7 protein-coding genes are annotated in these 6,378 nt (G+C 52.0%); 4 read left to right on the top strand and 3 right to left on the bottom strand.

Going from position 1 to position 6,378, the window contains the following annotated elements:
• The first annotated feature begins 264 nt into the window (after positions 1 to 264).
• Both psb28 and AC0QH1_RS12795 read left to right on the top strand, forming a co-directional pair.
• Positions 265 to 621, top strand: coding sequence for a photosystem II reaction center protein Psb28 (gene psb28, locus AC0QH1_RS12790; RefSeq protein WP_324631524.1), 357 nt, complete (start codon positions 265 to 267; stop codon positions 619 to 621).
• Positions 622 to 865: 244 nt separating this feature from the next.
• Entirely contained in the window at positions 866 to 1,204 is a 339-nt protein-coding gene (locus AC0QH1_RS12795) for a P-II family nitrogen regulator (RefSeq protein ID WP_324631525.1), read from the top strand.
• Positions 1,205 to 1,367: 163 nt separating this feature from the next.
• Here AC0QH1_RS12795 and rdgB read toward each other — a convergent pair whose 3' ends face one another.
• Both rdgB and AC0QH1_RS12805 read right to left on the bottom strand, forming a co-directional pair.
• Positions 1,368 to 1,964, bottom strand: a complete 597-nt coding sequence (gene rdgB / locus AC0QH1_RS12800; RefSeq protein ID WP_324631530.1) for an RdgB/HAM1 family non-canonical purine NTP pyrophosphatase — start codon at positions 1,962 to 1,964, stop codon at positions 1,368 to 1,370.
• 63 nt (positions 1,965 to 2,027) lie between these two features.
• A complete protein-coding gene (locus AC0QH1_RS12805) occupies positions 2,028 to 3,494 on the bottom strand; it encodes a phosphoglucomutase/phosphomannomutase family protein (protein WP_324631526.1) in 1,467 nt (488 codons plus the stop codon).
• Positions 3,495 to 3,926: 432 nt separating this feature from the next.
• Here AC0QH1_RS12805 and AC0QH1_RS12810 point away from each other — a divergent pair, with 432 nt between their 5' ends.
• A complete protein-coding gene (locus AC0QH1_RS12810) occupies positions 3,927 to 5,120 on the top strand; it encodes a calcium-binding protein (RefSeq protein ID WP_324631527.1) in 1,194 nt (397 codons plus the stop codon).
• A gap of 68 nt (positions 5,121 to 5,188) precedes the next feature.
• Here AC0QH1_RS12810 and AC0QH1_RS12815 read toward each other — a convergent pair whose 3' ends face one another.
• Positions 5,189 to 5,557 carry a hypothetical protein gene (locus tag AC0QH1_RS12815; RefSeq protein WP_324631528.1) on the bottom strand — a complete coding sequence of 123 codons (369 nt, stop codon included), beginning with the start codon at positions 5,555 to 5,557 and terminating at the stop codon, positions 5,189 to 5,191.
• Positions 5,558 to 6,010: 453 nt separating this feature from the next.
• On the opposite strand from AC0QH1_RS12815, the gene AC0QH1_RS12820 reads away from it, so the two are divergent.
• Complete coding sequence (locus AC0QH1_RS12820) at positions 6,011 to 6,136, top strand: hypothetical protein (RefSeq protein WP_324631529.1); 126 nt, start codon at positions 6,011 to 6,013, stop codon at positions 6,134 to 6,136.
• Positions 6,137 to 6,378 lie beyond the last annotated feature (242 nt).

The raw sequence follows: 6,378 nt of genomic DNA on the forward strand, positions 1-6,378 counted from the left end.
CTGGTCTTCTGGTCAGGTGAGCTTGGGAAAATAAAGTCTTACCAAGCCCCTCCCTTTAGGGATGGGGTTCCTGACCTCTATCTCCTTTTCGTTACGCAGAGGTAGCCAAAACCCGGCACCGAGTGGTGTGGCTCACCGACGGCATCTCCAGAGAAATGCCCAATGAGGCCCACCACAGAGCAACCTCTGGGTAAAATTATGCCAGATCGGGCATCGAGAGGGAAAATAGTAGGTTAGTAAAACCAGTTTATGGGGGCACAGATTATGGCAGTATCGGTACAATTTATTAACGGAGTGGATGAAGAAATCAGTGGGATTAGCCTCCGCAAAGGTCGCCAGTCGGGGACGAAAACTGTGGTGCTGTTTTTCGAGCGGGTTTTGGCGATGGAAAAGGGGCGCAGTTTTGTGAATCAAGTGGATCGGTTGTGGTTGCGCGACGAGGAAGGGGAAATCGAAGTCACGCCGAATGGAATTAAGTTCAAATTTGTGGATGATGATAATTTGGCGCAAGCGGAATGCGCGTTTGACGTGATGTCAGAGGAGGCGTGGGAAAGGGTGATGAGATTTTTGCATCGCTACGCCGAGGCGCATGGGTTTGAGTTTCAGACCCCTGGAGGTTAGAGGGCGATCGCCAGGGGATGTTCGACCTCGAAGCGATCGGCATTTTTCCCAGTGATTTGTGATTGTCAACTGGGCTTTGGCACGATGGGGGGCGAGGGGGGGAGAGAAAATTGGAAATGGCAATCGGCGATCGCTGAGGCAATTTTGTATCAAAAACTACAAAAAAACTTCGCGTGGCGGTGATACTAAGGTACGATGCGGGTTATCAGAATTAAGCAGTAAAACAGCCTGAGGAGTCAAAAGCTTGAAAAAAGTAGAAGCAATTATTCGGCCCTTTAAACTCGACGAAGTTAAAATCGCCCTCGTGAATGCGGGGGTTGTAGGGATGACCGTTTCGGAAGTCCGAGGCTTTGGGCGGCAAAAAGGCCAAACCGAGCGTTATCGCGGTTCCGAGTACACCGTGGAATTTCTGCAAAAGCTGAAAGTCGAAATCGTCATCGATGACGATATGGTGGATATGGTGGTGGATAAAATTGTCTCCGCCTCGCGCACCGGGGAAATCGGTGATGGGAAAATCTTTATCGCCCCGGTGGAGGAAATCGTCCGCATTCGAACCGGAGAGCGGAACCGGGAAGCCATCTAGGGGATGGGGGAGAAGGGAAAGTTTCAAGTCTTAACCCTGGGGTGTCCGGAGCGAAACGTTTCCTCCGGCTTTATGCCATCCCACAGCCACAGCGGTTTATTTCCACCTTTGGCTTTATCCTTCCCCCTTCAACCCACTCTGCGTTGCCGCTGAGTGGGGTTTTTTATCGCCTCAAGGTCGAAAGTTGAGGCACTAGGATTTCAAAGGCTTTGCCGCGATGGCTGAGACGTTGTTTGGTGTAGGGGGTCATTTCGGCAAAGGTCTGACGTTGTTGCGGGTGATAGAAAACCGGGTCGTAGCCGAAGCCATTGTGACCGCGCGGTTGGTGGAGGATTCTGCCTTGACAGACGCCTTGCGCTTGCAGGGCAATGGAACCATCCGGGTGGGCGATCGCGATCGCGCAGACAAACTGGGCCTCGCGATTCAGTTCGTTTCCCAGTTCGAAGAGCAGGCGTTCGATCCGCTCTCGATCGGTTTTGCCATAGCGGGCGGAATAGATGCCCGGTGCCCCGTCGAGGGCGTCCACTTCCAAACCCGAATCATCGGCGATCGCCCATTTCCCCGTGGCTAACGCTACCGTTGAAGCCTTGAGACAGGCATTTTCCATAAATGTCTCCCCCGTCTCCTCTACCTCTAATTTCTCGGGTTTGAGTTCCAGTTCCCAGCCGAGATCTGCCATATACTGCTGCATTTCCTCCAGCTTGCCCGAGTTGCTCGTGGCAACCACCATTGGCGTTAAATTGTCCGCAGAGCCTTCCATATTCATCCTTAAGCCGTCGATAGATTTACGATAGACAACCAGTGTCAACCCTCAAACCGGGAATTAAACGTGACTGGCCCATTCTTTCGCCCAGGCTAAAGTTTCGCGAACCTCCTTCATGGTGGGAGCTTCACAGTATAGACGCAACACCGGTTCGGTTCCGCTAAAGCGAATCAGGAGCCAGCGCCCATCGGCCAAACGGAACTTGTAGCCATCGATGCTCAGACAGTCCATCACCGAGTGTCCGGCAATTTCTTTGAGGGGTTGGCTCGAGAGTTGCTCGCGCAGACGATCGCGCACCGCTAGACTGGTGAGGGGCAAATCCAGGCGATCGTAACGGTAGTGAAACTCGGTGCGATCTTGCAATTGAGTGTAGAGGTTGCCCAAATCCGAACCCGACTTGACGATGGCTTCGAGCAAGTAGAGGGCAGAGAGCAGGGCATCCCGTTCTGGGATGTGGGTGCCATAACCGATGCCTCCGGATTCTTCGCCCCCGATCGCTACTCGGTTTTCTAACATGCGATCGGCAATGTATTTGAAGCCGATGGGGGTTTCCATAATTGGGAGGTCATACAATTTGGCGATTTTGGGGATTAAGTCCGAACCACTGACGGTTTTAATCACTGCCCCCGAGAAGCCCCGACGTTGGGCGAGGTGTTCGATTAAGATGGGGATCAAGCTTTGGGAGCTGAGGAAATTGCCATCCCCATCCACGGCGGCGATTCGATCGGCATCGCCATCAAAGACGAAGCCCACCGAGAGGCTGTTGTGGCTGCGGCGGTGCGTTCGCATCAAACGAAAAAGTTGAGAGAGGTAGCGCGGTAAAGGTTCCGGTGCGCCGCCGTCAAACAGGGGGTCGCGATCGCCATTAATTTCGCGGATCGGCACTTGGAGAATTTGCGCCAAACCACTCGCCGCCGCCCCATGCATGACATCGGCAAATACTGTCAGTTCTCCGGCGGTGATGGCACGGGCAATGGCGTCGATATCCACCTTTTCGCGCAGCATTTTGCAGTAATCCGGCCACAGATCGAAGCGTTCCAGGGTGCCTGGGGTAGGGGCAGGTGCGGTTTCCGGGGGGGTTTCGAGCAGCGCTTCAATTTGTTTGGTGACTTCCGGAGGCACGGATCCGCCAAATGCCCCCTTGACTTTGAGTCCCAAATAGGGGGCTGGGTTATGACTGGCGGTCATTACGATTGCGCCGAGGGCTTGTTGTTGGTTCGCCACCCAACTAAATGCCGGGGTGGGGGCATAGGTTTGCGACAGACGCACGTCAAAGCCGGCGTTTTGGATGGATTGTGCCGCAACCTGAGCGAACTGTTCTGCCATAAAGCGGCGATCGTAGCCAACGATAATGGTACGATGAGCCGTGGTCGAACCATAGACTCGTTCCAGAACTCGGGCTGCCACGGGTGCCACTTTGGCCACGCGATCGAATGTAAAATCTGCGGCGATCTCCCCCCGCCAGCCATCGGTGCCAAACTTAATCGGCGGATCTAGGACTGGGAGAACAGAAGTTGGAGAACTCATAAGGATATGCCTCAAAAAACTACGCGGGTTAAAGAGTAGGCTCGGGTGGTTGGAATGGTAGATGAGCCTTTTCAAAGGAGAAACCGATTGATTTAGGTTTCCCCCTTGCGCCGTGAATCATCCCGCCGGAAGTATTTAAACATTTTATCAAAAAATCTGAGTCAAACTCAATCCGTTATCGGCAGAATTTATGATTTTTTAAACTTTGAGGAAGTCGGCGTTTTGTGGGGGAAGATAGCGGGGGAGCGCGCGACTAGAAACTCCCCAGGAAATATGCAGCAAGGCTAGGGTTTAGACAAGACTCTGGCAAGAGCGCATCCGAGTGGGTGTCAATATTGATAGAATGAGTGGGAACTTTAGAATCAGTCTGATTCCGTAGCAGAATTGAGTCGATTTTTTGATTGTGGTTGATTTGGGAGTATTCTATCGAAGATGGCAAACATAATTGGAACGCCGACACCGGACACTTTAACGGGAACCATTGAATCCGACACGATACTCGGTCTGAATGGTGAAGACATCATCGACGGGGGTCCGGGCAATAACTCTATCAATGGCAACCAAGCCGCTGATATTATTCGCGCCGCTGAAGGTGACGATAACTTGCGCGGCGGACAAGGGAACGACATCCTATTTGGCGGGGGTGGAAACGACACTTTATTTGGGGATTTAGATAACGATACCCTCTATGGAGAAGACGGCAACGACCTGGTATTAGGCAACCCGGGAAGAGATATGTTGTTTGGCGGGCAAGATAACGACACCTTGCAAGGCGGAGCAGATGACGACACGATTTATGCCGGAGAGGGAGACGATACCCTATTTGGGGAAGACGGCGACGATATTTTATTCGGCAATAGAGGCGACGATTTGCTCTTCGCCGCAGAAGGGGATGATACCCTGTATGGGGGACGGGATGAAGATAGTTTGTTTGGGTTAGATGACAACGACCGATTATTTGGGGATTTAGACAGTGACTTTCTCAATGGGAATCAAGGGAATGATAGTTTAGATGGGGGAGAAGCAGAAGACACCTTGCGCGGCGGTCGCAATGACGATATTTTAGTGGGTGGCGCGGGGAGTGATTGGTTATATGGGGATTTAGGTGCAGATACTTTGACCGGGGATACCGGCACCGATTATTTTGTGTTGCAGAAAAATTTCGGTGTAGATTTGATTACGGATTTTAACGGGCAAGAAGATTTCTTTGCGATCGACCAAGAAGAGTTGCAATTTGCCGAACTCTCCTTCGTGAATGTGACCAATGTCGGTCCGGATAATAGTTTGAATCAAAGCACGGTCATTTTGATTACCGAGAGCGAACGAGTGGTGGCGATATTGCCCGATGTGGTGGCATCGAGTATCCGGTCGGCGGATTTTGTGACCCTCACCGGAGAACCGGTTTCAGCAGCACCGCCCTCCGATGATGGAGGGGATGGCGATGACACCGAGGATTCTCCGATTGGGTTTGACGATTTGCTTGGCGACGAAGGTTCAAACGAAACGGACGAAGGAAATGGAACCGATGAAAATAACGATACGAATGGAACCGAAGATCCATTTGGATTTTTCTCAGCCAGCACCAGTTTTCTGCCTACCGAAAGTTCGGAATTAAGTTTATTTTAAACGGCAATTAACCGCTTAAAAAAAGCGCCAAAGAAAGGAAGGCGGTTGCCATTAGGGTGCGCGACGAATTAACCCTCGGATTCAGATTCGAGGGTATAATTGTCTGAAGAAAGGGCGGGGGGACTGGGGGAATCTTCACCGAGTTCCGGGATTAAATGCCGAACAATGGAGCGCACTTTCATGCGTTCGATGTAAGGCCAACCGCCAGAGGCTTCGATATCGCGCAACAGGGCATAAAGGGCTTGGCGATTGTCCGGCAAAGCTTCCAAAAATAAACTATCCCGAATATCGCGATGGAGTTGCTCGATGGTTCGCAGCAGATGTAAAAGCGCCAGACAATTATCGCGTTCCTTGTGAGCCAAGGTGCGAATTTCCTCGATAATTGCGGTCAAATCGCGGGGCTTTTCTTGGGGGTCAAACTCTCGATTGCGGTTCATATTTTTTCGGTTGATTGACAACGATGGGAGTGTGAATGGAGATCCAGGTGGGTGATAGAGTGTGTACCTGGGGACCCCCAGGCGCTTTTCCACAGTGGCACAGGGCGAGGGATGGAGTTAGCCCCCGCTCGAGCCAGATGCGGTGGGTTCGACCCGCCAGGGGGTCGGGGGGGGTGAAGCGGGTGGAATCGCAGAAGGGGCGTTCCCCCTTCTGCGAAAAAGGGCTTCACAAAAGACCTACTTCGTGGCATTTTATCAATCAAGGTTACTCCCGCGAAGCAATCCGATTGCTGATTGTAAAGGGAAAAGCGTTGAGTTACGATCCCGGTTTTTCGGTACAATGCTCTATGGCATCTTGCACCGCAGTAGAAAGCTGGGTCTGTGAAGCTTGAATGTGCATCTTCGATAAGGAGATGGAGGGTCAAGCGCCGGCCAGTGATTTCTCGATCGCCTATGGCAAGAGTAAATTCCCGTCAAGAAAGCGGCGGAAGCTGTTTTGAGGGAGCGATCGCGCCACGCGCGATCGCAGCCTATTTGAAGAGTGTAAAACCGACGCCAACCGATCCGGATTCCGATTGAGTTTGGCATTCTTTCGAGGCGATCGCCTGCCAAGATTGGCTGAGTAATTTTACTCAGCCCTGGGACAGTAAAATCCCTGACCCAGGAGTTTTAAACACCCGAAAGGCCATCGTAAATTTCACGATCGCTCGTGAAATTGTCCAGTGAATAAATTTGAGGTTGACCGTCAGCACCCCGCTCTAAAGAGACGGGGCTTCTAGTCCCTGACTTTAGGTAGCTGACCAGCCTAAGCCCTACGAGGG

It is taken from the genome of Phormidium sp. CCY1219, assembly GCF_055795085.1.

What these genes read in the sequence shown, in the direction of transcription:
- AC0QH1_RS12820 (WP_324631529.1), top strand. Translation starts at nt 6,011, where the DNA reads ATGGCAAGAGTAAATTCCCGTCAAGAAAGCGGCGGAAGCTGTTTTGAG.
- rdgB (WP_324631530.1), bottom strand. Translation starts at nt 1,964, where the DNA reads ATGGAAGGCTCTGCGGACAATTTAACGCCAATGGTGGTTGCCACGAGC.
- AC0QH1_RS12815 (WP_324631528.1), bottom strand. Translation starts at nt 5,557, where the DNA reads ATGAACCGCAATCGAGAGTTTGACCCCCAAGAAAAGCCCCGCGATTTG.
- AC0QH1_RS12810 (WP_324631527.1), top strand. Translation starts at nt 3,927, where the DNA reads ATGGCAAACATAATTGGAACGCCGACACCGGACACTTTAACGGGAACC.
- AC0QH1_RS12805 (WP_324631526.1), bottom strand. Translation starts at nt 3,494, where the DNA reads ATGAGTTCTCCAACTTCTGTTCTCCCAGTCCTAGATCCGCCGATTAAG.
- psb28 (WP_324631524.1), top strand. Translation starts at nt 265, where the DNA reads ATGGCAGTATCGGTACAATTTATTAACGGAGTGGATGAAGAAATCAGT.